The sequence below is a fragment of the Streptomyces sp. NPDC025721 genome (genome assembly GCF_055558595.1).
Genome location: NZ_JBVHMF010000001.1, coordinates 227,588 through 250,079, shown reverse-complemented (window position 1 = coordinate 250,079; position 22,492 = coordinate 227,588). Strand labels below are relative to the sequence as shown.

Here is a 22,492-nt window from a genome sequence, read left to right as displayed (position 1 = left end):
GTGCCCGCCGCTGCCGTCATCCGACCGGCCGCCGCTCGCCGCTCCGCCGCTCCCGCCCGGGTCAGACGGACGACATGAAGACGGCGGTGCAGACGATCCCGCTGCCGCCGCAGTGGTTGCGCGGCAGGCTGAGCGGCAGACCGGTCTGGTTGCCGCCGCCCACCCCGCTGCCCGCGACCGTCGCGCCCGCCGACCGCACGCCGTGGTCCTGGTTGACGCAGGCGTTGCCGAACACCGCGTCGCCGACCCCGAGGACGCTCGCGTGCGCGACACCGGCCGGGAGCAGCGCCGCTCCCGCGACCGCGCCCAGCACGGCGGCCCGCGCGCCCAGCTTGCCCACGCCGCCGACCATGTCCCACGCCTCTGCGCCCATCACGTTCCTCCTTGGTCCGGGACCGAGTCCCGCCGCTGACACCGACCATGCCCACCGCATATTCGCGGGGCCACGCCCTGGTCAACGAGCCACCGCCGGAACTGACACGCAGCGGCGGCGATCACGGAACACCCCGAGGGACGCACGTCGGGCCCCGGCGGCGCGGGCCCGAAATCCAGCGGGCCAACGGCTCAGCGGCGCAGCGCCCTAGCGACTCAGCGCCCTAGCGACATCAGCGGCTCAACGTGATGACCGGAATCGTGCGCCCCGCACGCTGCTGGAAGTCCGCGAAGAACGGCGCCGCGCGCAACTGCTGCGCCCAGAGCCGGTCGCGCTCCGCGCCCTCGGTGATGGTGGCCGTGACATCGAAGGACTCGGTGCCGACCTCGACGTGGGCGGCGGGGTCGGCGCGGAGGTTGTAGAACCAGTTGGGGTGAGTGGGGCGGCCCCCGTTGGCGGCGAAGACGACGAGGTCCGGGCCGTCCGTGGCGTAGGCCATCGGGGAGGTGAGGCGGCGGCCGGTACGGGCGCCGGTGGTGGTGAGGAGCAGCAGAGGGAGACCTCCGCCGCCCAACTGCCCTCCGTTGGCGCGGAATTGGTCAATGATTAACTGATTGCGCTCGACTCGCTCTGACACCGGCCCGGTCCTCCAGGATGTCGCCGACGCCCCCGTTGGGCGTTACGCCGGGTCCGAACCTACCCGCACCGACACGTGCGCCGTGGGCCGTACGGCCGACGGCCTCGTATCGGCTACGACCAGGTGTCCGCGTCGCCGCCGACCCACTGGATCAGGTCGGTCTCCTCGACCTCTATGTCGTCCAGACCGGCGCGGCGGAGGAATTCGACGAGGTCGGCTATGCGGTGAGCGCGGCCCACGTCGGTGCCGCGGATGGTGACCCGCCGCCCGCCGCCGGGGCCCGGCGGGTGCACGGTGATCGGCGGAGTGTCCATGACACCAGCCTGCCCCGCCTGCCCCGGGTCCGCACCCCGGATCAGCCGCGACCCGACCGGCCGGGCCCGCCGCCCGACCCCGGACCCGGCTCCCGCCCCGATTCCGCACCCGATTCCAGACCCGATTCCGCACCCGATTCCAGTCCCGGCTCCCGCCCCGCGCCCCCTGCGGCCTCGGCCGCCAGTCCGTCCAGCACCGGCAGCCCCGCGACCAGCAGCCCCCTGCCGTACGACCGCCGCCCGCCCGCCTCCAGCAGGCGCCACAGGCCGGGGTTGGCCGCGAGCACGCGCGGGTCGAAGGCGGCGCGCCCGCCCTCGGCGTCGATGAGGACGAGCCGGGGGGTGCGGCCGGGGAAGAGGTGGATACGGACCAGGCGGTCGGTACGGACGCGGTGGCCGCGCAGCACGCCCCGCACCCGGAGCCAGCCGTCACCCGCCGTGACCAGGGGCGGACACAGCGCCCCGAAGACGGCGGCGGCCAGCGCGGTCCAGAACGCGGCCCGCACGGGGTCGAGGGTGCCCAGCGCCCAGTCCGCCGCGGTCAGCGCCGCGAGCAGGCCGCCCGCCACCCCGAGGGCGACCCGGAATCCGGCGCGCCATCCGTGGTCGTACGCCGTCGCGGGCCGATGGACGCGCACCTGACCGGGCAGCCGCCCGTACGCGGATACGTGCGCTGATACGTGCGCGGCGCCGCGCGGGCGCGGGCGTCCGTACGCCGAACCGGGCCCGTACCCGTACCCATGCCCGGCCGCGGGCCCGTACCCGTGCCCGGCCGCGGGCGCGTGCCCGGCCGACACCGGGGAAGCCCCCGACCGCACCGTCTCGACCGCCTCGCCGTATCCCATGTCTCCGACGCTACGAGCGTCCGGCGGCCCCGTACCGACCGCTGACGTGGCCCTGACGCCCCCGCCCGCGGTCTTGACGCGACCCTGACGCCGGGCCGCCGGGCCGCCGCGACCCCGCGACCCCGACGCCAGCCCGCCGCGCCTCCGCGCCCCTGACGCCGGGCCCCGGACGCCAGCCCGCCCCCGCTCACCCGGCTGCCGTAATCGTTCGCGCGCCGCCCCGCTGACCTGCGGCGCGGCCGTACACCCCGGCAGAGCCCGGCAGGACACGGCCTGCGCCGTCAAGACGGTGTCAACGTGGCCGTCCGCCGCGCCAGGGAAGCGTTAACAGCGCCGGACGGGCCCCGGTCAGGCCGTCTCATGAGCGATGTCCTTCCGTTCACCTCTCCACACGATCCGGGGTTCTCGCCCATGTCCGATGTTGTCTTCGTCCTCGTGACGGTCGCGGTGTTCGCCGTGCTCGCCCTGGTGGTCAAGGGGGTCGAGAAGCTGTGAGCGCCGAGAACGTCGTCGGCCTCGTCGTGGCTGCCTGCCTGCTCGTCTACCTCGTGCTGGCCCTGATCTTCCCGGAGAAGTTCTAGTGAACGACACTCTCGCGGGCTGGCTCCAGATCACCGTCCTGATCGCGGCACTGGCGCTGTCCTACCGCCCGCTGGGCGACTACATCGCCCGCATCCTCACCACCGCCAAGCACCTGCGCGTCGAGCGCGGCATCTACCGGCTCGGCGGCGTCGACGGCGACGCGGACCAGAAGTGGTCGGCGTATCTGCGGGGCGTGCTGGCGTTCTCCGTGGTGTCCGTGCTCTTCCTCTACGCCTTCCAGCGGCTTCAGAACCACCTGTTGCTGTCACTGGGCTTCGCGCCGGTCAAGGCCGACCAGGCGTTCAACACGGCCGCCTCGTTCGTGACGAACACCAACTGGCAGTCGTACTCGGGCGAGGTGACGATGGGTCACCTGGTCCAGATGACGGGTCTGGCGGTGCAGAACTTCGTGTCGGCCGCCGTCGGCATCGCCGTGGTCGCCGCCCTCATCCGCGGCTTCACGCGCCGCAGGACGGACCGGGTCGGCAACTTCTGGGTGGACCTGACGCGGATCGTCGTACGGCTGCTGGTGCCGATGGCGTTCGTCTTCGCGATCGTGCTGGTCGCGGCGGGCGCGGTGCAGAATCTGCACGGCGTCCACGAGATCACCACGCTGATCGGCGACAAGCAGTCGATCACCGGCGGTCCCGTGGCCTCGCAGGAGGTCATCAAGGAACTGGGCACCAACGGCGGCGGGTTCTACAACGCCAACTCCGCCCACCCCTTCGAGAACCCCAACGGGATCTCCAACATCCTGGAGATCTACCTGCTGTTGGTGATCTCCTTCTCGCTGCCGCGCACCTTCGGCAAGATGGTCGGCGACCACCGCCAGGGGTACGCGATCCTCGCCGTGATGGGTCTGATCTGGGCCGCGTCGGTGGCGCTCATCACCGTCAACGAGCTGCACAGCGTGAGCAGTTCGGCCGGTCACGCGGCGGGCGGGATGATGGAGGGCAAGGAACAGCGGTTCGGGATCTGGGCGTCGACGCTCTTCGCGGCCTCGACCACGCTGACCTCGACCGGCGCCGTCAACTCCTTCCACGACTCGTTCTCGCCGGGCGGCGGCGGCATGACGATCTTCAACATGATGCTCGGCGAGATCGCGCCCGGCGGTACCGGCTCCGGTCTCTACGGCATCCTGATCCTCGCGGTCATCGCGGTGTTCGTGGCCGGGCTGATGGTCGGCCGCACACCGGAGTACCTGGGCAAGAAGCTCGGCGCGCGCGAGATGAAATTCGCGTCGCTGTACATCCTGGCCACGCCCGCGGTCGTCCTGATCGGCACCGGTACGGCGATGGCGCTGCCCGGCGAGCGCGCCGCGATGCTCAACTCCGGTCCGCACGGCTTCTCCGAGGTGCTGTACGCCTTCACCTCGGCCGCCAACAACAACGGCTCGGCGTTCGCGGGCCTCAGCGTCAACACCGAGTGGTACAACACCGCGCTCGGTCTGGCGATGCTCTTCGGCCGCTTCCTGCCGATGATCTTCGTGCTGGCGCTGGCCGGTTCGCTCGCCGGACAGCAGCCGGTGCCCGTCACCGCGGGCACGCTGCCCACCCATCGGCCGCAGTTCGTCGGCCTGCTCACGGCCGTGATCATCGTGGTCGTCGGCCTCACCTACTTCCCCGCACTCTCGCTGGGCCCGCTCGCGGAAGGTCTGCACTGATGTCCGTCACCACTGACAGGCCGCCGTCCCCCTCGGGGGGCCACGGCGCCGCGGCGGCGCAGCCGTCGCACCGGATCTCCGGCGGGCTGCTCGATCCCAAGCAGTTGCTGATCTCGCTGCCCGACGCGTGCCGCAAGCTCGACCCGCGTGTCATGGCCAGGAACCCGGTCATGTTCGTGGTCGAGGCTGGCGCAGTGCTGACCACGCTCTCCGCGATCAAGGACCCGAGCATCTTCGCCTGGGTGATCACCGCGTGGCTCTGGCTGACCGCCGTCTTCGCCAATCTGGCGGAGGCCGTCGCCGAGGGCCGCGGCAAGGCGCAGGCGGAGACGCTGCGGCGTACGAAGACCGAGACCGTGGCGCGTCGGCTGGCCAACTGGAGTCACGGGCAGGGCACTTCTGCCGCGGGGTCCGCGGGGGCGGTCGCCGAGGAGCCGGTGCCCGCCGCCGAACTCCGGCTCGGCGACCACGTGGTGGTCGAGGCCGGGCAGATCATCCCCGGCGACGGTGACGTCGTCGAGGGCATCGCGTCGGTGGACGAGTCCGCGATCACCGGTGAATCGGCTCCCGTCATCCGGGAGTCGGGCGGTGACCGGTCGGCGGTGACGGGCGGCACCCGCGTGCTGTCCGACCGTATCGTCGTCAAGATCACCTCCAAGCCGGGCGAGACGTTCATCGACCGGATGATCGCCCTGGTCGAGGGCGCGTCACGGCAGAAGACGCCGAACGAGATCGCGCTGAACATCCTGCTGGCCTCACTGACCGTCGTGTTCCTGCTGGCCGTCGTCACGCTCCAGCCGATGGCGATCTACGCGGGCGCCGAGCAGTCCATCGTGATCCTCGTCGCGCTGGTCGTGGCGCTCATCCCGACCACCATCGGGGCGCTGCTGTCCGCGATCGGCATCGCGGGCATGGACCGGCTGGTGCAGCGCAATGTGCTGGCCATGTCGGGCAGGGCCGTCGAGGCGGCGGGCGACGTCAACACCCTGCTGCTCGACAAGACCGGCACCATCACCCTCGGCAACCGGCAGGCCGCCGAGTTCCTGCCGTTGGGCGGCGCCGACATCGGCCGGCTGGCCGACGCGGCGCAGCTCTCGTCGCTGTCGGACGAGACGCCCGAGGGACGGTCCGTCGTGGTGCTCGCCAAGGAGCGGTACGCGCTGCGCGCGCGGGCCGAAGGGGAGCTGCCGCACGCGGAGTTCGTGCCGTTCACGGCGCAGACCCGGATGAGCGGCGTCGACCTCGTCGAGGACGGCGGCCAGCGGTCGCTGCGCAAGGGCGCGGCCTCCGCCGTCATCCGGTGGATCCGCGACGCGGGCGGACAGCCGAGCCCCGAGGTCGGCGAGATCGTGGACGGCATCTCGGCGAGCGGCGGCACACCGCTGGTCGTCGGCGAGATCGTGCGCCGCAACGGCGGGACGACCGCGACCGTGCTCGGCGTGATCCACCTCAAGGACGTCGTCAAGGCCGGGATGCGCGAACGCTTCGCGGAGCTGCGGACGATGGGCATCCGCACGGTGATGATCACCGGCGACAACCCGATGACGGCCAAGGCCATCGCGGAGGAGGCGGGCGTGGACGACTTCCTCGCCGAGGCCACCCCCGAGGACAAGATGGCGCTCATCAAGCGGGAGCAGGCGGGCGGCAAGCTCGTCGCGATGACCGGCGACGGTACGAACGACGCGCCCGCGCTCGCGCAGGCCGACGTCGGCGTGGCCATGAACACCGGCACCTCGGCCGCCAAGGAGGCCGGGAACATGGTGGACCTGGACTCCAACCCGACCAAGCTGATCGAGATCGTCGAGATCGGCAAGCAACTGCTCATCACCCGTGGCGCGTTGACGACCTTCTCGATCGCCAACGACGTGGCGAAGTACTTCGCGATCATCCCCGCGATGTTCACCGTCGCCTATCCGGGCCTGGACAAGCTCAACGTCATGGGCCTGCACAGCCCGCAGTCGGCCATCGCCTCCGCGATCATCTTCAACGCGCTGATCATCGTCGCGCTGATCCCGCTCGCGCTGCGCGGTGTCCGCTACCGGCCGTCGTCCGCCGCCGCCCTGCTCAACCGCAACATCTGGGTCTACGGACTCGGCGGCCTCGCCCTGCCGTTCATCGGCATCAAACTCATCGACCTGATCATCCAGTTCATCCCCGGACTGCGCTGACCGCCGCCTCCGGGCGAGCGACACCTCTTCACGAAAGGAAGGTGCGACACGATGTTCACGTTCCACTCCAGCGCGGTCCGCAGGCACCTCTCGGCGCTCCGCGTCCTGCTGCTGATGACCGTGATCGCGGGGATCGTCTACCCGCTGGCCGTCACGGGCGTCGCCCAAGTCGCCTTCAGCGACAGGGCGAACGGCTCCGAGGTCACGCAGAACGGCCAGGTCGTCGGGTCCCGGCAGATCGGGCAGAGCTTCGACCTGCCGAAGAAGAACCCCGACGACGCCGACGAGGCGGCCCGTCCGGACCCCAAGTGGTTCCAGCCGCGCCCGTCGGCCGGCGGCTACGACCCGCTGGCCTCGGGCGCGTCCAACCTCGGCCCCAACGACCCGGGCCTGGTCAAGACGATCGAGCAGCGCCGCAAGGACGTCGCCGCCTTCGACGGTGTCGACCCGGCCTCGGTCCCGGTCGACGCGGTGACCGCCTCCGGCTCCGGCCTGGACCCGGACATCTCGCCCGCGTACGCGTACGAGCAGGTGAACCGGGTCGCCAGGGCCCGCGGGCTCTCCGCGGACGCGGTACGCGAGCTGGTGGCCGACCATGTGTCGGGGCGCGAGCTGGGCTTTCTCGGCCAGAAGCACGTCAATGTCCTCGACCTCAATCGCGCGTTGGCGTCGCGGCACTGATCCCGTAGCGATCGGCGTACGGAGATCCGTATCGAGATCCGTACCGAGATCCGCGGAGAGGTCCTTCCGGGTATTTCCCGGGTGCGCCGTCAGCCCTCCGGTATACGCTTCCGCCGAAACGGATGCGCGTGCCGGGGGGCTTTCGCATTCTCGGGGCAGGGGGGAGGGCCATGACGGACCGGCTCAGTGTGCGGAGCGTTCTCGGGCGGGTCGAGGCCATTGAGGACTGGCTGCTGACCTCGGAGGAATGGGGTGCGGTGGGGGACGCGCTGGACGCGTTGAGTACCGCGTTGGCGGACGGGAGCGAGGAGGGCGTGCGCGACGCGCTCGGCGCGCTCCAGAGGCTGGAGGAGTCGCGGCGCGCGCTGGCGCGTCCCGGCCCGGTGAAGTCCTTCATCCCGCAGCGGCAGCGCGAGCAGCGCAACATCCTGGTGCGGCGGCTCACGTTGGACCTGAGCAGCGAGGACCGGGGCCCGGCGGCCGGGCCTTCGACGGGCGGCCCCTCGTCGACCGGCCCCGCCGCCTGATGCGCGGCATCGTCAAACCGGCCTTGCTCATCGCCTGCTTCGCCCCCACCGCCTCCGCCGACGACGAATCCGCACACGCCTATCTCAACGATCTCTGGCAGGCGTGCCGAGCGCTCGGCATGACATCGCCGATTACCGGACTTCCGTTTCACGCGGCCCGCTTACCGGCCATTCCCGGCCATACGAAGGACCTGGAAATCCTCGCGGCGGCCGAACGCGGCGGCGCGACCTCCGTTCACTCCGCCTTCGTCTTCGCGGAACACGACACCGTTGGCCTGATCGCGCTGCTCGCCCCGAATGACACCCATTCCGGCCTCGAACAGTGGAATGACCTGCTGACCGAATGGAACACGGCGGTCGCGAGCACCGGACGGCCGGGCGCCGGGCCCCCGCCGGACGGAATCCTCGGCGAATTCCGCGTCTTCGAGGCATTGCGCCGGCGCACTGTCGGCGTGAACGACCACACGGTGTGCGAGGAGATACGCCGGTACGGCCCGCCGGTGCCGGGACCGGGTTCCGTCAGCGGTACGGGGTCGGTCAGCGGTACGGGCTCCGGCGGTACGGGTTTCGGCGCTACGGCCTCGGGCTCGGGCCGCGACGGCGCCTGGTGGCGCGGCTTCGACCGTACCGACGACGGCTTCGACGTGTGGCGGCCCGAGGAGGACCCGGCGCACAACGCCGTCTCCCACCTCTACGTGCTCGCCCCGGCCGCGCTGGAGGCCGAGTTGGACGCCTGGGCGTGGGCCGTGGACGGCGAGAGCGGACTGCGGCCGCTGACCCGCTATCTGCTGCACGCCTCGAAACTGCGGTACGAGGCACGGCAGTACGCGGCCGACGAGCCGGTGCACGTACGGGTGGAAGTGAGTGAGCGTCATACGCGCGAGCTGTTGCGGGAGTTGGAGCCCGCGGCTTCCGGGCAGCCGATCGCGCTCGGCCGGGTGCTGCGCGCGGCGGCGCTGCTGGACGGGACGCAGCTCGGCGCGCAGGGCATGACGTGGACGATCACCGGACTGCGGCAGTTGAGCCGTACGGTCGCCATCGCCGCCGCCAACATGCGCATCCACGCGCCCGTCGTCCACCGCCGGGGCCCGGGCGCGTCCTGGCCCGAGGCCGACCTCGCGGCGGCCGAGGCGCTGATCGCGCAGGCCGAGAGCGACCAGGTGTATCTGGAGACGACGCGCGAACGCGCCGAGGCGGCACGGGCGTTGGCGACCACCATCGTGGACCGCGCTTTCGACGACCGGCGCGGGAAGCTGACGCTCATCCAGGGCTCGGTGCTGGGCGCGGCGGCCACCGCGCTCGCCGCCGTCCAGTCGTTCTCGTACCACGTACCGCTCTCCCGCTTCCTCCAGTCCCCCACCATCGCCGTGCTCACCGCGCTCGCCCTGGCGCTGCCGCTGACCGTGCTGCGCTGGGCGGGGGTCAGGGCGACCACCTCCTACGCGTGGCTGGTCAGTTGGGCGGCCGGGCTGGTCGGCGCGTCCCTGTGCTGGCTGGTGACCGTCCTGGTCCGCCGCCACCTCGATCTCGGACCGCTCCCCGTCGCCGTGACACTGCCCTGCGCCGTGGTGTCGGGGCTGATCGCGTACGGCGCATCCCGCTGGCTCACCCGACGGCACCGAGGTTTCCCATGACATCCGCGTCACCCTCCCCAGAAGGCGCCTTAGGCCCGGCGTCCCGCCCCGCCCCCGCCCCCGGCGGCCGATCCGCCTCCTCCGCCATCCGCGCCTTCGTCGAGACGCTGGACGTCGAGGACCTGATCACCCGCTTCGACGTCGACTTCGACATCCCCATGCGCCAGTCCGACGCCGTCGGCATGCTGCGGCTCGCGGACGCGCACAGCCCGGCCCCCGGCGGCGGCACACGGACGACCGCGCGGCGCGTCGGCGCGTACTGGTGCGAGATCGTCCGGGCGGACATGGCGTACGAGCCGCTGACCGGCCTCCAGCTCATCGACGCGTCCAGGGCCGACGCGGAGGGCCTCCTGGCGCGCCTGGCGCAGGCGCCCGACGAGTTCGCCTCCTACGCGGTGGCCCGCTGGTACGACGGCGTCGGCCGTATCCGGTACCGGCTGGGCGACTTCACCCCGGCCAGGATCGCCTTCGGTACGGCCGTGCGCACGGCCGTGACGGCCGGGCTGTGGTGGGTGCTGCCCGACCTGCGGAGCAATCAGGCGCGCGCCGCCTTCGAGGAGCGCAGCCAGACCGCGCGCGACCGCCCGGGAGGCACCGACGCGCACGGTCTCGTACCGGAGCTGGAGGCGCTGTGCGCCGATGTCCGCGCCGGTCTGGCGGAGTTCGGGATCGCACTGCCCACCTCGCCCGACGCGCCGCCCCGGCACCGGGAGTTCCTGCGCGGCTACGCGAACGCCCTGCACAATCTGGCGACGGCGGTACGGCAGGACGGCGACGCGGGCCGGGCGCTGGAGGTCATCGGCGAGTCGCTGGTCGTCAGTCGGGCCCTCGGCGACTCCTACCGGGTCGCCCAGTCGGCGAATCTGAGCGCGCAGTGCGACCCCGCGAACGCCGTCGCGTACTACGAGGACCTGCTCGACCAGCCCTGGGCGCGCGGTGCCCGGATCGCCCGGCAGAATCTCGCGATCAGGAGGGGCGGCCCCGAGGGGCTGGCCGAACTGGCGGCGCTGCTGGACGAGTTGGAGCAGGACGACAGCGGTATCGGCCGGCAGACCGGGATGGACGTCGACTTCTACGCGTACACGGTGCGCGGCTACGCGCGGGTGGCGGGGCAGCTCCCCGAGGACAGCCGTCCCGCCGACGTCCTTGACCGCCGTCTGACGATGGCCAGGACCGTACGCGGCGCGGTCGCGCTGCCGGTCTACAAGCGGGCCTACGCGCGGCACATGCGGCCCGCGTACCTCCAGGCCATCGCGGCGCGGGTCGAGACGGGCGACGGGTCGCGGGAGAATCTGGAGCAGATCCTGTCGCTGGTCGAGGAGTCCTCGGGGCGTGAACTGCTCGACCTGCTCGGCTCCTCGCGGCCGCCGCTGCTCGCGCCGCCGACGGCCCGTCAGGCGGGCGCCGAGGCAGGCGGGTCCGGGGCGGAGCCGCCGCCTGGCACGGGGCGGCGCGCCGCTCCCGGCACCCTGGCGGACGAGGAGGCGGAGCGGCTGCGGACGCTGATCGTGCGGCGCGAGCAGGAGTACGAGGAGTGGTTCCTCCAGCACCCGCTCACCTCGGTCACGCACGACGAGGACATCGCCCACCAGCTCGTGCAGTACACCCTCAACCACCAAGGGTCCTGTGTGGTGCGGTACTTCAGCTACGTGGCGCCGGACGGGGTGCGCCGCGACGGCGGGGCGGGTGCCGCCGTCGCGGACCGGCTCGGGGTCATGGTGTGCCGCGACGGCCTGCTGACGCTGCTGCCCGCCGTCCCGTACGACGACGTGACCGCGCTGGCGCGGGAGGTGACCGCCGACCTGGAGGCGGGCGCGCCCGGCACCGAGACCTGCCACCGGATCTGGGACCTGCTGATCGCGCCGGTCTGGGAACACGCCACGCGGGGCGGCCCGTTGACGCATCTCACGATCGTCCCGACCGACGACCTCTTCGCGATGCCGCTGCATGTCGCGACCGAGCGCGGCGACGCCCGGCCGCTGGCGGCGCGCGTACCGCTGTCGCACTCGGTGAGCGTCGCGGCCTTCGTGACCCGTGGACGGCACCTGCTCAAGCGGCAGTTGGCGGAGCGGGACGACGACCTGGCGGCGCTGCTGGTGACCGACGCGCACGCGACGGGCCGCGAGGTCGTCGGCACCGGCTGGCCGCCGGACCACATCGTGCTGGCCGGTGACGTCTTCGGCGGCTTCCCCGACCCCACGACGGCCCCCGGCGCCGCGCAGCGGCACCCGGCCGACTGGTCGGGGGTGGCGGCGCTCGTGGAGTGCAAGCCCGAGTTCTTCGTCTACGCCGGGCACGGCACGTACGTGGACACCGCCGAGGGCGCGGGGCCGCTGCTCAACCTCGGCCAGGAGGACGTCCTCACGCAGTTCGACCTCGCCCTGCACCTGAGCCTGCCGCGCAACAAGCTGACCGTGCTCGGCGCGTGCCTCGCGGGCCAGGGCATGCGCTCGGACGGCGGTGACGTCCTGGGCTTCATGCGGTCGCTGATGGTCAGCGGCGCGGGCGCGATCGGCGTCCCGCTGTGGAAGGTCCTCGACACCACGATGGTCGCCACGGTGCGCGCCCTGCTGCGCGAGAGCCGCCGCGTGCTGGGCCCCGGTCCGGCCGGCACCGGCGTCTTCGACGTGGTCGAGGCCCTGCACCGGCACTACCGGCAGGACATCGAGACGTACGACGGGCTCGCCGCGCGCGTCGAACGCCTGCCGCTGGCGCTGTACTTGTGAATCTATGATCGGGCCAGGCGACGGCCGGGAGGCCGCCGATCACCGACGACGGGGCAGGAGACGGGGATGGGCATCGCCGAGGACGAGACGTCGGACAGCGGTTCCAGCGGCGCGGAGGGGTCCGCCGCCGACAGGGCCGACGCCGCCCGGGAGGCCGACCGGCTCCGGGAGGCCGACCGGGGCCCTGAGGCCGACCGGGGCCCTGAGGCCGACCGGGGCCCTGAGGCCGACCGGGTCCGTGAGCGGCGCCGCGCCCGGCTTGCGGCGTACGACGAACTGCGCGCCCTGCGTCCCGAGTTGTTCGAGAATCCGCCCGGTGCGGCCGTCGAGATCCTGCTCGACAGCGCGGACCAGGACGAAGTGACCCGGCGGACGGCCGAGTCGGCGGTCGCCTGCGGCCTGTCGGAGGACGTCGGGGACATCGGCGTGGTCTACCGGGACCCGTATCTGCGGCTGGTGCGCGACGCGGTCCGGTTCAGGAGCGGACGGCTCGGCACGTACATCCGCGCGGTGGGCGACACCGCGATCGGCGGGGCCGCCGCGCTGCCGGTGCTCAGCGACGGGCGGATCGTCCTGCTGCGCCACTTCCGGCACGCCACCCGCGCCTGGCACTGGGAGATCCCGCGCGGCTTCGGCGACGCGGGCGAGGGCGGCGAGGCGACCGCGCGGCGCGAGGCCCGCGAGGAGCTGGGCTGCGAGGTCCGCGAGGTCGTGCATCTCGGCGCCTTCGTCTCCGACTCCGGACTCAGCTCGATCGCCGACCAGTTGTACCTCGCGCGCGTCGACGCGGACGACTTCAGCGAGGAGCCGGACGAGGGCGCGCTGGAGGAGGGCATCGCCCGGAGGCTGGCGCTGACCCCCGAGGCGTTCCACACCATGCTGGTGGACGGCGCGATCTCGGACGGTTACACGCTGTCGGCGTACGGACTCGCCACGGCGCGCGGGCTGTTGGAGCGGCCGGGCGGCTGACGCGTACGTACCCGTGACGCATGAGGCAGGGCGTGACCTGAGGCATCCGGTGTGACAGGCGGTGAGCGATGTCACCGGCGGAGTGCGCCCGGCGCGAGCCCTTGCGCGTACGCCCTCTGGTGGAGCGGCATTTCCCGTTCCGCTTGCGCGGACACCGCGAGTGACGGTGGACTGTACGCCTGCCCCGCCACGACCACCCGGAGGGCTCATGCCGACGTCTCGCGGTCTCGACGTCTCGTCGTACCAGGGCAATCAGGACTGGAAGTCCCTGGCCCGGAGCGGCATCACCTTCGCCTTCGCCAAAGCGAGCGAGGGCGAGCACACCAAGGACAGCGCTTTCGCCACGCACATCGCGGGCATCATCGGCGCCGGACTCGTGCCGGGCGCCTACCACTTCGGCTGGCCGAACCAGAACGCGGCCACGGAGGCCGCCAATTACGTCGCCGCCGTGAAGTCCCATGCCAGAAAAGGCTTCCTGCACGTCCTGGACCTGGAGCGCCGTTCGGACGGCGCCAACTACTCGGGCCGTACCGCCGCCCAGATCCGCGCCTACGCGCAGACCTGGATCACCGCCGTACAGAAGGCGTTCCCCGGACAGCGCGTCGGCGTCTACACCTCCGCCGACGACATCGCGGCCAAGCACCTGCCCGCCAATTCGGCCTTCCTCTGGTACCCGGCGTATCCGGCGGGCGCCATGTCGTACGCCGACGCGGAGAAGCGGACGCAGCCGTCGCCGTCCGGACTGCGCCCGCTGTTCTGGCAGTTCACCAGCACTCCCACCGACCGCAATCTCGCCTATCTCTCCCCCGCCGCCCTGCGCGCGTGGGCGAGCGGCACCCCGGAGGACGACATGCCCGATCCCAAGGACCTGTGGGCCTACAAGGGCCAGATCAACGGCAAGGCCGACCCGCACGACGCGTACAGCTATCTGCGCGGCACCAACGCCGACGTGAAGACGCTGATCACGCGCCTGACCGCGCTCACCGCCACCGTCAACACCCTCGCGCAGGCACTGGGCACCGCGAATCCGGCGCTGGACACGGACACCCTGGTGTCGAAGGTGCACCAGGCCATCGACGACGCGGTGGCGGCGGACGCGGTCCCGGAGTAGCCCCCGGCGGCACCGCCCCTCGGGCCGCCGCTGCCACTTGTCCCGATTCGGTGTCCCGTAACGGCGCTTTGTGGGGCCCGAGTTGCGCGCGGGGTCCTCCGCCAGGTATCCACAAGCGGTGATGCTGCGGGGGAAGGTGACACCATGGCCATGGCTGGACTGACGGCTGCCTGGAAGCGGTCCGCGCCGGGACGGCTGTGGAAGCAGGCCACCCACATAGAGTTGATGCACCGTTCGATGGGCTTCGCCGCGCTCGGCTTCGTCACGCTGATGCCGCTGCTGGTCGTGGTCGCCGCCGCGACGCCGTGGGAGAACCGGCCCGGCTTCGCGCAGTGGGTCGTCGACGGCATGGGCCTGAACGCGGACGGTTCGCACAGCGTCCGCAGCCTGTTCGCGGCGCCGCGCAACATCCTGAGCGCCACCAGCGCGTGGAGCCTGGCCTCGCTCGCCTACTTCGGCCTCACCTTCGTGGCGAGCGTCGAGACCGGCTACCGCAAGATCTGGGACCTGCCGTCCGGGCCCTGGCACCGCGACGTGCGGCGCGCGGTGTGGCTCGCGGTGCTCACCGCCTATCTGTTCTGCGAGTCGCAGAGCGCCGCGCTCATGGGCAGCGGGCTGCTGCGCGGCGGCGTACGCATCGTCCTCACCTTCGTCCTCGGCGTCGTCTTCTTCGCCTGGGGCCAGCGCTTCCTGCTCGGCGGCGGCGTGGACGTCCGCACCGCCCTGCCCGGCGCCGTGTTCACCATGCTCGGCCTCGCGGGCCTCCGGCTCTTCTCGCACCTCTTCTTCGCCCCGATGATCGTCTCCAACGCCGTCACGTACGGCCCCGTCGGGACCGTGCTCACCGTCGTCACCTGGCTGGTCGGCGTCGGCTTCGTCGTCTTCGGCGGCGCGCTGCTCGGGCGCCATGTGCGGGACGGGCGGATGCTGCGGCAGGGCGGCGAGATTCCCCGGCCGCAGCGGCCGGAAGGGTGGTACGAGGAGCCGAAGGAGACGGCGCCCGGTGTGCTGTGGCGGTCGGACGGGTCGGGCGGGACGATCGACTGACGGCGGGGTCGGGGGCCGGGGGGCCTTGGGGGGTCTTGGGCGGGCCCCTTTCACGGGGCCTTGGGGCGGGACCTTTTACGCGGGGCCTCGCGCGCGCCCCTGGAGGGGGCTCAGCTCGCCGCTGTGGCCGTCTCTCCGAGGAGCGGTGCGGCGGGACGGCGTCCCGTGCGGCGGTGCGCAGGGCGGCGCTGCGGGCGCCGTCGATGCCGGTGAGGACGCGTACGGGCTCGGGGAGCGGCGCCGCGGGTTCCAGAAGCGCCGCCGGTTCCAGAAGCGCCGCGGGCTCCAGAGGCGGTGCGGGCTCCGGGAGTTGGATGGCCGCCGCCATCTCCGTCGCGCTCTCCGTGATCGCGATCCGCCCGCCGAGCCGTGGCGCCGGAAGCGGGCCCGCGTCACCGCGCAGCAGCAGCCGTACCGCCGACCACGGCAGGTTCACCCCGGTGAAGGCGGTCTGGAAAATGCCAGCCGAGGCACGGGGGTTGGCCTCAAGAAGCACCGGTCGCCCCATGCGGTACCGGAGTTGGACGTTGGACAGATACGCGAGCCGGAAGTGCCCGACCAGCCGCCGCGCGATGGCGACCAGCGCGGGATCGTCCAGCAGCAGCCGGTAACGCCCCTGCTTGGAGCGGGCGATGCCGGTGAGCATGGCGCCGCCCGGAGCCGACAGGCAGTCCACGCTGACCTCGGGCCCGTCCAGATACGGCATCACCAGGAATTCCGGTACGGCCTCGCCCTCGTCCGCCGCCCGCTTCAGCGCGCCCGCCACCGAGGCCACCGACGCCAGCGGTACGGGCGCGGCCAGCAGATCCTTGAGCCGCAGCGGCCGGTCCTCCAGGATGCGGAAGCCGAACGCCGAGAACTCACCGGCGGGTTTGACGCAAATCCGTTCCCCGGTCTCCCCCAACTCCCCGACCGCCGCCCGGAACCCCTCGGCGTCCGACACCACGCGCCACGGCGGCACCGGCACCCCGGCCGCCCGCGCGGCCTCGTACGTACGGCCCTTGCTCGTCAGCACGTCGACCGCCTCGGGCGGTGAACACATCAGGCGCGTGCCGACCGCCGCGAATTCCTCCGCCCGCCCGGCGAGCGCCGCCAGCCGTCTGGGCGGGATGAGCACGTCGATCGCGTGCCGCCGGCAGAATTCGACCGCGAAGGCGGCGTATTCGTCGTCGCCGACGTACCGCGGCTCCGACTCCCCCACATCGCACGCCGCGAGCGCCGGCGCGTCCCGCAGCACATTGGTCCCGTAGATCCGTACGTCCACCGCGTCCGGGTTGTCGCGCAGCATCCCCATCACCTGGGTCGTGGCCACCCCCGCGCTGCTGAGCCATATCCGAAGTGCTATCGCGATACTCCTTCGCCCTCCGTGCGAACCCCCCAGAGCCCGCCGTCCGACCATGCGGGCGCGAGCCGCCGACGGCCCTGGAACCCCGAGGCCGCGCGCCTTTCCCCGATCATGTGTGAGCGCACCTTAACCCCGGACTGTGACGCCCACATTTCCCACCCGCTTCAACTCGCCAACATCACCGGCCGGGACGGCGGCGCGCCGTCGCTCACCAGGCCGTGGCGAGCCAGGCGGTGACGGCCGCGAGGGCGATGAGGGCGATGTTGAGGCCGGTGACCCTGGCCTCGCCGCGGGAGAGGTGGAGGGCGGTGGCCAGCACCTGGAGGACGAGGAAGCCGAGCGCGGCGACCAGCGCGAGGGCGGGGGCGACGCCGGTGAGCGGCGGGAGCAGCAGCCCTGCGGCGCCCAGGATCTCGACGGCGCCGACGGCGCGGACCGCGGGCATCGGGACGGTGTCGACCCAGCCCATCATGGGCGCGAGCCGCTCCTTGCTCTGCGCGGTCTTCTTGCCGCCCGCGTAGAGGTAGAAGACCGCGAGCAGCCCGGCCAGGATCCAGTAGGCGGTCTCCATGGGTGCGTCCTCCGTCATGGTTACGACTTGTAAGTAAGCACATGATCGGTGACTATGGAGGCGCTTACAAAAGGCACATGGGTGTGCCTTACGCACACGGACCGGCCGCGGTGCCGGCTGTTGTACGACGGTCTGTGTGCTCCGGGCTTGTGCTGTGGGCTTGTGCTGTGGGCTTGTGCTGTGGGCTTGTGCTGTGTGACCACGCGACGGGGGGCGCCGATGTCGAAGTACCGCCACTCCTGCCTCATCCGCGGCGACGGCGGCCGTGCGATCCGGGGCATCCTCGACCGTGTCGGCGACAAGTGGACGCTGCTGGTCGTCGCCACCCTCGACGGCGAGCGCCTGCGCTTCACCGAGCTCCGGCAGCGCGTCCCCGGCATCTCCCAGCGCATGCTCACCCGCACCCTGCGCCACCTCGAACGCGACGGGCTGGTCTCCCGCACCGTCTACGCCGAGGTCCCGCCCCGCGTCGAGTACGAGCTGACCCCACGGGGCCGCACGCTCATCGCCCCCGCCGTGGCCCTGGCCGAGTGGGCGGTCGACAACAATCCGGCGATCGAACAGAGCCAGGCCACGTACGACGCCGCTGCCCGCCAACCCTGAGGACGGTTCCGCATGAAGCGTGCTTACGACGACGAACGGCTCGCCCGCTCCTACGAGTCGGGCAACGAGATGCCCGATGACGCCCTGCGCGCGTGGGTCGGCCTGATCGGCTCCTACGTCGACCGCCCGGCGCCCGACGTGCTCGAAGTCGGTTCGGGGACCGGGATGTTCGCGGCGGCGATGGCCCGGTGGATCGACGGCGCGAGCGTCCTGGGCGTGGACGCCTCCGAGGCCATGCTGTCCGAGGCCCGGCGGCACCACCCGCACCCGTCGGTGCGGTACGCGCACGGCACCGCCGAAGCGCTGCCCGCCGGCGACGACGCCTTCGACCTCGCCCTGCTCTCCCGGGTGATCCACCACTTCCCCGACCGCACCGCCGCCGCCCGCGAACTCGCCCGCGTCCTGCGCCCCGGCGGCTCGGTCGTCGTCCGCACCACGTTCAAGGAGCGCCTGGACGCCGTCGTCTACGACTACTGGCCGCCCCTGCGCGCCACCGACGCCCTCCGCTTTCCCGCCGAGGACGACGTCACGGCCGAATTCACCGCCGCTGGGTTCGACTTGCGCGAGATCCGCTCCTTCGTCCAGCCCGTGACCCGCAGCCTGCGCGACTACCACGCCCGTATGACGACCCAACCCCAGTCGAAATTCGCCCTGTTGACACCGAATCAGTTCTCCTCCGGCCTCGACCGGCTCGCAGCGGCGGCGGACCGCGAGCCGTACGACGAACCGGCCCCGGTCGACGAGCGCTACGACGTGGCCGTCTTCACGCTCCGGTGAGCGCGGGCCGGGTGGGGGACGTCGCATGCGTGACCGCGTAGGCGTGACGTCGTATGAGTGAACTGGTCGACCGGGTCGACGAGCAGGACCGCGTCCTGGCCGTCGTCGACCGGGCGGAGGCGATCCGTGAGGGCTGGCTGCACCGCGTCGCCACCATCGTGTGCCGCGACCCGGCCGGGCGCTTCCTCGTGCACCGCCGCCCGCGGGACTCCTCGCGGTTCCCCGGCCAGTACAACTGGCTCCTCGGCGGCGCCGCCGACGTCGGCGAGTCGTACGAACAGGCGGCGGCCCGCGAGCTGTTGGAGGAGCTGGGCGTGCGGGCCGCGCCCCGCTTCGTCCTCAAGTTCCGCTGCGCCGGGGCCATCAGCCCCTACTGGCTCGGCCTCCACGAGACCGTCGTCACCACGGCGATCCGGCCCGACCCGTACGAAGTCCCCTGGCACACCTGGCTGACCGCTTCCGAGCTCGAATCCCTCGCCGAGGGCCCGGAGTTCGTGCCCGACGGACGCGAGGCGTTCATCCGCTACCGCGCCGTGGGCGGCGGAACGCCTGGCATGTGACACCTCCCGTACGACGACGGTTTCCCCCCAATTCCCGCCAACGCCCCCTGCCCCCGCCCCCGTCTTGAAGCGGGCCCGGGGCACCCTTCCCCCGTCGACTCCACGGTCCTGTTCGACGCGATACGCGCCTCCGGCCGCCAGGTGACCCCGGCCCCGACGTGGCCCCTGGACGCCTCCCTCCTCGACCCGGACCGCTGCTGCGTCCGCCTCATGCGCATCACCCCGGGCGCCTCCACCGCCGACCCGGGCGACGAGGACGACTACCTCCCCATGACCACCGCCGCCCTGCGCGCCGTCTCCCAGGTCACCGACCGCGCCCTGTCCCGCCTCCGCACCCTCCCCCCACCGCCCCCTCCCGCCCCTGGGGCGACGTCCCCCACACCCCCCACACCGCGGCCCCGTCCCCTTCTCCCTCTTCCACCCCCAATCCCCTGCGGCCCGGCCCTGTGGCGGCGTCCGAGGTCGTCCTGGGGGCGATCGGCGGATGCCGGCATGTCCGCTCTCGCATCGTCGCGCGAGGCGCCTACCCGATCGCAGGTATAGGAGTACCATCTGGTACCTAAGGAGGCTGACACGTGGGGATCAAAGAGGAAACACGAGGTCGGGCGGCTCGTACCACAGCGCCTTTGAAGGTGGATCCGGCGGTGGACGAGCTGATCGCGGACGGCGCCCACTTTCTCGGCATGACCAAGAAGGACCTGGTCGCTGCGGCAGTGCGGACCTATCTGGAGATCCGCCGTGAGGAAGTTCGGGCCAGCATGGTGGAGAAGATGCGCAAGCTCGACGGATCGGTCGAGTCGAGCGTTTCACTCGTGACCGGACTGTCGCCCGAGCGGATCAGGGAACTCGGCGGCGTGGGCGAGGACGACTGACCATGCAACCGGCACGCCCCACGCTTCGTGCGCTCCGCGACGATCTGAGGTTACCCCTGCCCTCGGCGCGACAGCCTCTCGATGAACTGGATCACCCCCTTCTCGTGAAGGCCCGGGAGCTCTTCGCCGAGGACAAGACCGGACACGAGCGCATCCGCGCCATTGACGACGAGATCCTTTTCAAGGTCAAGATCCAGCGGTGGCGCGGAGCGGTCTGGGCCGACAAAGACCTGAACCTGCCGTGGCTCGTCGCCGCCGGGCAGCGCGAAGACGGCTCGATGGACGACTTCTACTCGGCGTTGGAGGCCAACGCCAAAGCGGCCCGCGCTCGTTACAACACCGACCACCGCCAGCCTCTCCCGGGCGGTACCTACGTAGGCCATCTTCTGCCAGGCAGGGACGATCACGACCGCTATCAGCTCGAAGCGGGCACACGTCTCGTACGACAACTCTCCTCAGCGATCCGCGAACTCACCCGCGGGTCCCTGCACGACGGACATGAACACGCCGCTGACTTCGCCACGTTCCGCCTCGGCATCCTGGTACGCGCCGAGGACGGCCACGAGACCTACGTGGCGGTACGCATCACCGGCTCCGTCCCCGAGGACCTCACCGCCGTGGTCCTCCGCCACGTCCCTGGGTGCGAACCCGCTGACTGGTACCCCGAATACGCTCTTCCCAGCCGTTCCCTGCTCCCGGCGGAACAAGCCTGGTCGACGCTGATGGATCCCAAGGCGGCAGCGGAACTCCTGAACGAGGGATGACCTGATGGGCTGCCTCTGCGGCAGTCCCTGGCCCCGGAACATGCTGTTCGGCAAGAAGTCAGGGCATCTGACCGAGAACAGCCCCGAGTCCCGCACCGCCCAGGTGTCGACCCCTTGAGAGATCGCATTCGTGAGGGTCGCCCACCGTTTGAGGAGGCGCCATCGTGCCCGAGATCGATACAACCGTCCCGCACAGCGCGAGGATCTGGAACTACTGGCTGGGCGGGAAGGACAACTATCCGGCCGACCAGCAGGCTGGCGACGCGTACGAGAACGTGTTCCCGGACATCAAGCCGTTCGCCCGCGCCTCGAGGGAGTTCCTGATCCGCAGCGTCCGCTACCTCGCCGCCGAGGTGGGCATCCGGCAGTTTTTGGACGTCGGCGCCGGGTTACCGACAGCGCACAACACACACGAGGCAGCGCAGCGAATCGCGCCCGACACGCGAGTGGTGTACGTCGACCACGACCCGCTGGCTGTGCGCTATTACGCGTCGATGATCAGCAGCTCGCCAGAAGGGGCCTGCGCCTACGTCGAGGCTGACATGCGCGACACGGACACCGTGATCGAGCGCGCTGCCCAGACCATCGACCTGGGCAGGAGGCGGACCGTGTCGTCAGCGCGGGCGACGGGGCAGCCCACGGGCCTGATCATCTCAGATGCCATGGGCCACATCACCGACTACGGCGAAGCCCTCGCCGTGGTCCGGCGCCTCGTAGACGCGATGCCGTCCGGAAGCTACCTCATGCTCTCCCACGGCTCCGACAACGACCCCGTACAAGTCACCGCCCAGAACGCGTACAACAGCAGCGGGGCCGTACCGTACATTCTGCGGACCCCGAAACAGATCGCCGCCTTCTTCGACGGCCTCGACCTGGTCGAACCTGGCCTGGTCAAGTGGCCGGACTGGCATCCCGACGCGGCCACGACGCCCGGACCGCTCTCCGCCGGATACGGCGCCGTCGCCCGGCTCCCGTAGCTCATCGACAGGGGCCCGCTCCCCGCCCCGGCCCTACCTGACCGGGGCGGTATCGCCATTCCCCCCAGTGACCGAGAAACCGCACATCGTGTCCATGTCCCTCATCCCCTTCCACCGGCTTCCCGTCGAGTCCGAGCAGGACGCCAGGCCGTGGAAAAGGGCGATGGCAGAGCACGCGACGACGCTCGCACGCGGGCTCGCACGCGACGGTGCCCCGGCCGCTTCGAGCGGCCGGGGCACCGTGAATTCGCAGTTCAGCGCCTCGTCACGAGACCTGACCCCGTAGGCCGTGTGGGACGTGAACCCACAACCAATGCATTAAAAGTCCTGGTCAGGGCATGCCGGGCGGTGGGGTGCAGTAAGCAGCCATCCGAAACCCGCGGGTCAGCAGGCACCGGCTTGCCGCCGCGTCCAGCGTCGAGCGTCGGATGCGTGCACGTCCGCTCACGCATCGCTCACGCATTCAGCAGCTGCGACCTCGACGCGACGGGCGACCCGGAGCAGATCGAGGGTCCGGAAGTAACCTTCAGGTCCCGGCTGGCTCACGGGCTATTGAACCTGGCCCATGGCGGGGAACATCGGAGCCAGAGCCCAGCACCACGATGACACGGGGATCGCCTGGCCAGCCTTTCGGCGCCATCGCACACAGCTTCCCAGCCCTCGCAGTGCCTCCCAGCGGTCCGTTAGTTGGCCGCCCCTTCACCCGTACGGGCGTACCAGGCACCTGCTTCGTCTGCTCGGTAGCG

At 71.6% G+C, this 22,492-nt stretch carries 22 protein-coding genes and 1 pseudogene; 17 read left to right on the top strand and 6 right to left on the bottom strand.

Going from position 1 to position 22,492, the window contains the following annotated elements:
• Positions 1 to 61: 61 nt before the first annotated feature.
• The 4 genes from ACZ4EF_RS01130 to ACZ4EF_RS01115 all read right to left on the bottom strand — a co-directional run bounded on the left by ACZ4EF_RS01130 (position 62) and on the right by ACZ4EF_RS01115 (position 2,169).
• Complete coding sequence (locus ACZ4EF_RS01130; protein WP_467502095.1) at positions 62 to 373, bottom strand: chaplin family protein; 312 nt, start codon at positions 371 to 373, stop codon at positions 62 to 64.
• Between the two features lie 232 nt (positions 374 to 605).
• Positions 606 to 1,010: a nitroreductase/quinone reductase family protein gene (locus ACZ4EF_RS01125; protein WP_391042774.1), complete on the bottom strand. Its 405-nt coding sequence runs from the start codon at positions 1,008 to 1,010 to the stop codon at positions 606 to 608.
• 113 nt (positions 1,011 to 1,123) lie between these two features.
• Positions 1,124 to 1,324, bottom strand: coding sequence for a hypothetical protein (locus ACZ4EF_RS01120; protein WP_355336247.1), 201 nt, complete (start codon positions 1,322 to 1,324; stop codon positions 1,124 to 1,126).
• A 41-nt stretch (positions 1,325 to 1,365) separates the two neighbouring features.
• Positions 1,366 to 2,169, bottom strand: a complete 804-nt coding sequence (locus tag ACZ4EF_RS01115; protein ID WP_467502092.1) for a hypothetical protein — start codon at positions 2,167 to 2,169, stop codon at positions 1,366 to 1,368.
• Between the two features lie 360 nt (positions 2,170 to 2,529).
• Here ACZ4EF_RS01115 and ACZ4EF_RS01110 point away from each other — a divergent pair, with 360 nt between their 5' ends.
• From ACZ4EF_RS01110 to ACZ4EF_RS01060, 11 genes are all read left to right on the top strand, one after another.
• Positions 2,530 to 2,664 carry a hypothetical protein gene (locus ACZ4EF_RS01110; RefSeq protein ID WP_355336243.1) on the top strand — a complete coding sequence of 45 codons (135 nt, stop codon included), beginning with the start codon at positions 2,530 to 2,532 and terminating at the stop codon, positions 2,662 to 2,664.
• Positions 2,661 to 2,750 carry a K(+)-transporting ATPase subunit F gene (gene kdpF, locus ACZ4EF_RS01105; protein ID WP_188283652.1) on the top strand — a complete coding sequence of 30 codons (90 nt, stop codon included), beginning with the start codon at positions 2,661 to 2,663 and terminating at the stop codon, positions 2,748 to 2,750. The genes ACZ4EF_RS01110 and kdpF overlap by 4 nt, the downstream gene beginning before the upstream one ends.
• Positions 2,750 to 4,414 carry a potassium-transporting ATPase subunit KdpA gene (gene kdpA / locus ACZ4EF_RS01100; RefSeq protein WP_355336241.1) on the top strand — a complete coding sequence of 555 codons (1,665 nt, stop codon included), beginning with the start codon at positions 2,750 to 2,752 and terminating at the stop codon, positions 4,412 to 4,414. The genes kdpF and kdpA overlap by 1 nt, the downstream gene beginning before the upstream one ends.
• Positions 4,414 to 6,582, top strand: a complete 2,169-nt coding sequence (gene kdpB, locus ACZ4EF_RS01095; RefSeq protein ID WP_467502089.1) for a potassium-transporting ATPase subunit KdpB — start codon at positions 4,414 to 4,416, stop codon at positions 6,580 to 6,582. The genes kdpA and kdpB overlap by 1 nt, the downstream gene beginning before the upstream one ends.
• Before the next feature lie 51 nt (positions 6,583 to 6,633).
• A complete protein-coding gene (gene kdpC, locus ACZ4EF_RS01090) occupies positions 6,634 to 7,263 on the top strand; it encodes a potassium-transporting ATPase subunit KdpC (protein WP_467502087.1) in 630 nt (209 codons plus the stop codon).
• A gap of 170 nt (positions 7,264 to 7,433) precedes the next feature.
• Complete coding sequence (locus tag ACZ4EF_RS01085) at positions 7,434 to 7,790, top strand: CATRA system-associated protein (protein WP_355336235.1); 357 nt, start codon at positions 7,434 to 7,436, stop codon at positions 7,788 to 7,790.
• Positions 7,790 to 9,424 (top strand): CATRA conflict system CASPASE/TPR repeat-associated protein, encoded by a 1,635-nt coding sequence (locus tag ACZ4EF_RS01080; protein ID WP_467502084.1) that lies wholly within the window; start codon positions 7,790 to 7,792, stop codon positions 9,422 to 9,424. Before ACZ4EF_RS01085 ends, ACZ4EF_RS01080 begins: the two co-directional genes overlap by 1 nt.
• Positions 9,421 to 12,150, top strand: coding sequence for a CHAT domain-containing protein (locus ACZ4EF_RS01075; protein WP_467502083.1), 2,730 nt, complete (start codon positions 9,421 to 9,423; stop codon positions 12,148 to 12,150). Before ACZ4EF_RS01080 ends, ACZ4EF_RS01075 begins: the two co-directional genes overlap by 4 nt.
• Before the next feature lie 66 nt (positions 12,151 to 12,216).
• Positions 12,217 to 13,119, top strand: coding sequence for an NUDIX hydrolase (locus ACZ4EF_RS01070; protein ID WP_467502081.1), 903 nt, complete (start codon positions 12,217 to 12,219; stop codon positions 13,117 to 13,119).
• 208 nt (positions 13,120 to 13,327) lie between these two features.
• Positions 13,328 to 14,230 (top strand): glycoside hydrolase family 25 protein, encoded by a 903-nt coding sequence (locus tag ACZ4EF_RS01065; protein WP_467502079.1) that lies wholly within the window; start codon positions 13,328 to 13,330, stop codon positions 14,228 to 14,230.
• Positions 14,231 to 14,374: 144 nt separating this feature from the next.
• A complete protein-coding gene (locus ACZ4EF_RS01060; RefSeq protein ID WP_355336225.1) occupies positions 14,375 to 15,277 on the top strand; it encodes a YhjD/YihY/BrkB family envelope integrity protein in 903 nt (300 codons plus the stop codon).
• A gap of 364 nt (positions 15,278 to 15,641) precedes the next feature.
• On the opposite strand, the pseudogene ACZ4EF_RS01055 reads toward ACZ4EF_RS01060, so the two are convergent.
• Positions 15,642 to 16,319: pseudogene (locus tag ACZ4EF_RS01055) on the bottom strand (ATP-grasp domain-containing protein); the annotation flags it as partial.
• 511 nt (positions 16,320 to 16,830) lie between these two features.
• Positions 16,831 to 17,193 (bottom strand): DoxX family protein, encoded by a 363-nt coding sequence (locus tag ACZ4EF_RS01050; RefSeq protein WP_355336433.1) that lies wholly within the window; start codon positions 17,191 to 17,193, stop codon positions 16,831 to 16,833.
• Between the two features lie 219 nt (positions 17,194 to 17,412).
• Here ACZ4EF_RS01050 and ACZ4EF_RS01045 point away from each other — a divergent pair, with 219 nt between their 5' ends.
• From ACZ4EF_RS01045 to ACZ4EF_RS01020, 6 genes are all read left to right on the top strand, one after another.
• Entirely contained in the window at positions 17,413 to 17,796 is a 384-nt protein-coding gene (locus ACZ4EF_RS01045) for a winged helix-turn-helix transcriptional regulator (RefSeq protein WP_467502077.1), read from the top strand.
• A 12-nt stretch (positions 17,797 to 17,808) separates the two neighbouring features.
• Complete coding sequence (locus tag ACZ4EF_RS01040) at positions 17,809 to 18,573, top strand: class I SAM-dependent methyltransferase (protein WP_467502075.1); 765 nt, start codon at positions 17,809 to 17,811, stop codon at positions 18,571 to 18,573.
• A gap of 53 nt (positions 18,574 to 18,626) precedes the next feature.
• Positions 18,627 to 19,133, top strand: a complete 507-nt coding sequence (locus tag ACZ4EF_RS01035; RefSeq protein WP_467345114.1) for an NUDIX hydrolase — start codon at positions 18,627 to 18,629, stop codon at positions 19,131 to 19,133.
• A 644-nt stretch (positions 19,134 to 19,777) separates the two neighbouring features.
• Positions 19,778 to 20,005 carry a hypothetical protein gene (locus tag ACZ4EF_RS01030; RefSeq protein ID WP_391042746.1) on the top strand — a complete coding sequence of 76 codons (228 nt, stop codon included), beginning with the start codon at positions 19,778 to 19,780 and terminating at the stop codon, positions 20,003 to 20,005.
• 2 nt (positions 20,006 to 20,007) lie between these two features.
• The gene (locus ACZ4EF_RS01025) at positions 20,008 to 20,769 is read left to right on the top strand and encodes a hypothetical protein (protein WP_401850649.1); all 762 of its coding nucleotides are present in this window, start codon (positions 20,008 to 20,010) and stop codon (positions 20,767 to 20,769) included.
• Positions 20,770 to 20,930: 161 nt separating this feature from the next.
• Entirely contained in the window at positions 20,931 to 21,746 is an 816-nt protein-coding gene (locus ACZ4EF_RS01020) for an SAM-dependent methyltransferase (RefSeq protein WP_467502617.1), read from the top strand.
• Positions 21,747 to 22,492 lie beyond the last annotated feature (746 nt).

Coding starts and splice junctions, on each gene's coding strand:
- ACZ4EF_RS01080 (WP_467502084.1), top strand. CDS start 7,790: ATGCGCGGCATCGTCAAACCGGCCTTGCTCATCGCCTGCTTCGCCCCC.
- ACZ4EF_RS01035 (WP_467345114.1), top strand. CDS start 18,627: ATGAGTGAACTGGTCGACCGGGTCGACGAGCAGGACCGCGTCCTGGCC.
- ACZ4EF_RS01130 (WP_467502095.1), bottom strand. CDS start 373: ATGGGCGCAGAGGCGTGGGACATGGTCGGCGGCGTGGGCAAGCTGGGC.
- ACZ4EF_RS01070 (WP_467502081.1), top strand. CDS start 12,217: ATGGGCATCGCCGAGGACGAGACGTCGGACAGCGGTTCCAGCGGCGCG.
- kdpC (WP_467502087.1), top strand. CDS start 6,634: ATGTTCACGTTCCACTCCAGCGCGGTCCGCAGGCACCTCTCGGCGCTC.
- ACZ4EF_RS01025 (WP_401850649.1), top strand. CDS start 20,008: ATGCAACCGGCACGCCCCACGCTTCGTGCGCTCCGCGACGATCTGAGG.
- ACZ4EF_RS01065 (WP_467502079.1), top strand. CDS start 13,328: ATGCCGACGTCTCGCGGTCTCGACGTCTCGTCGTACCAGGGCAATCAG.
- ACZ4EF_RS01115 (WP_467502092.1), bottom strand. CDS start 2,169: ATGGGATACGGCGAGGCGGTCGAGACGGTGCGGTCGGGGGCTTCCCCG.
- ACZ4EF_RS01120 (WP_355336247.1), bottom strand. CDS start 1,324: ATGGACACTCCGCCGATCACCGTGCACCCGCCGGGCCCCGGCGGCGGG.
- ACZ4EF_RS01040 (WP_467502075.1), top strand. CDS start 17,809: ATGAAGCGTGCTTACGACGACGAACGGCTCGCCCGCTCCTACGAGTCG.
- ACZ4EF_RS01085 (WP_355336235.1), top strand. CDS start 7,434: ATGACGGACCGGCTCAGTGTGCGGAGCGTTCTCGGGCGGGTCGAGGCC.
- ACZ4EF_RS01060 (WP_355336225.1), top strand. CDS start 14,375: ATGGCCATGGCTGGACTGACGGCTGCCTGGAAGCGGTCCGCGCCGGGA.
- ACZ4EF_RS01110 (WP_355336243.1), top strand. CDS start 2,530: ATGAGCGATGTCCTTCCGTTCACCTCTCCACACGATCCGGGGTTCTCG.
- ACZ4EF_RS01045 (WP_467502077.1), top strand. CDS start 17,413: ATGTCGAAGTACCGCCACTCCTGCCTCATCCGCGGCGACGGCGGCCGT.
- ACZ4EF_RS01050 (WP_355336433.1), bottom strand. CDS start 17,193: ATGGAGACCGCCTACTGGATCCTGGCCGGGCTGCTCGCGGTCTTCTAC.
- kdpB (WP_467502089.1), top strand. CDS start 4,414: ATGTCCGTCACCACTGACAGGCCGCCGTCCCCCTCGGGGGGCCACGGC.
- ACZ4EF_RS01075 (WP_467502083.1), top strand. CDS start 9,421: ATGACATCCGCGTCACCCTCCCCAGAAGGCGCCTTAGGCCCGGCGTCC.